The 1,375-nt window shown below is 65.1% G+C and carries 2 protein-coding genes and 1 pseudogene; all 3 read left to right on the forward strand.

Features of this window, described 5'->3' with window-relative positions:
* Positions 1 to 140: pseudogene (locus EN984_RS34740) on the forward strand (PTS sorbitol transporter subunit IIB); the annotation flags it as partial.
* Positions 141 to 245: 105 nt separating this feature from the next.
* A complete protein-coding gene (locus EN984_RS34745) occupies positions 246 to 626 on the forward strand; it encodes a PTS glucitol/sorbitol transporter subunit IIA (protein ID WP_013529330.1) in 381 nt (126 codons plus the stop codon).
* 56 nt (positions 627 to 682) lie between these two features.
* Positions 683 to 1,375 (forward strand): HPr family phosphocarrier protein (locus EN984_RS34750; protein ID WP_127384364.1); only part of this gene is annotated, 693 nt, incomplete at its 3' end.

The following is a 1,375-nucleotide window of genomic DNA, read 5'->3' on the forward strand; positions in this document are numbered from 1 at the left end:
AGGTCCCGGTCGGCCTGGCGCTCGGTGAGGCCAAGCCTAAGACGATCGAAATCGGCGTTCCGGCGGTGCTCATCAGCCGCCAGATCATGGGGCCGGTCTCGGTGCTGATCGCCTGGGTCGTCAGCCTGATCGTGTTCTAAGGCAATTCCGGGAAAAGCGCATAATGCTTTCCTTTGGAAATTGCGTCAAAACAAAGAGATAGAGCGGTTCACCGCTCTAGGAAAAGTAGAGAAGAGGTTCGCCATATGACGGTTCTGCTGAGAACACGGGTCACTGCCATCGGCCCCGAAGTGGCGGACCTTGCCGAAGGGGGCGTGGTCATCCTGTTTGCGGATGGCTCGCCGCCGGAGCTTGCCGAGGTTTCGGTGCTCCACAAGGCGGAGCAGGGGCCAAGTGACGGAGCGCCCGCCAAGGGCGCTTCGATCACCCTCGGCCCGGTTGCCGCTGTTATCACAGCGGTCGGCTCCAGCGCGTGGAGCAAGGTGCTGGAAATGGGCCATGTCGTCATTTCGTTCAACGGCGCTACGGAGGCCGAGAGGCCCGGCGAGATCTGCGCGTCGCAAGTCGACCCGCAAGCGCTCGTGGCCGCACTGAAGACCGGGGCGATCATCACCATCGCCGCCTGACAGCATTCGCGCCGCGGCCTATGTTGGGAGCGGCGCCCAAAACCAGAGTATTTGCCATGGAACGCTCGACCATCGTCCGAGTGCATGAAGGTTTGCACGCCCGTCCCGCGACGCGGTTCGTGAAGCTCGCCAAGGGCTTCGAATCCGACGTCGAACTGGTCAAGGACGGCAAGGCGGTCAGCGCCAAGAGTTCGGTCAAGCTGATGCTGCTGGCGGTCAAGGAGAACCAGGAAGTCACGGTGCGGGCGAATGGCGCCGATGCCATCGAGGCGCTCGAGGCGCTGATCGGCTACCTCGAGAATCCGCGGGCCGGCCTCGATGATGAAGCGGAAGCGCAGAGCCCGGCGAACGATGCCGGGCAGGAAGCGGCACCCGCGCCCGGATTCGTGCCGGCGGCTCCTGACGGGGCAAACCGCCTGCGTGGCGTGGCCGCCAGCGAAGGTTTCGCCATCGGCCCGGCCTTTGCGCATTTCCCACCCGATATCGCCGGACGGGGCCGCGTGTTGCGGGCCGAGGAGATCGAAGGCGAGATCGACAGGTTCCGCACAGCCGTCGGCGCGGTCCAGGCCCGCATGGATCTTGCGTTGGCGCAGGACAGCCTGTCGGCTGGAGACCGCGGCATCGTCGCTGCGCTGCGCGATATCGCCGCCGACGACAGCCTGACTGGTGAGGCCGAGGGCCTGATCAAGGGCGGCAATGACGCGGTCTCCGCCGTCATCACCGCCGCCTCCACCATTGCCGCCGAATTC

The organism is Mesorhizobium sp. M7A.F.Ca.CA.004.12.1.1, from assembly GCF_003997835.1.
Classification (GTDB): domain Bacteria; phylum Pseudomonadota; class Alphaproteobacteria; order Rhizobiales; family Rhizobiaceae; genus Mesorhizobium.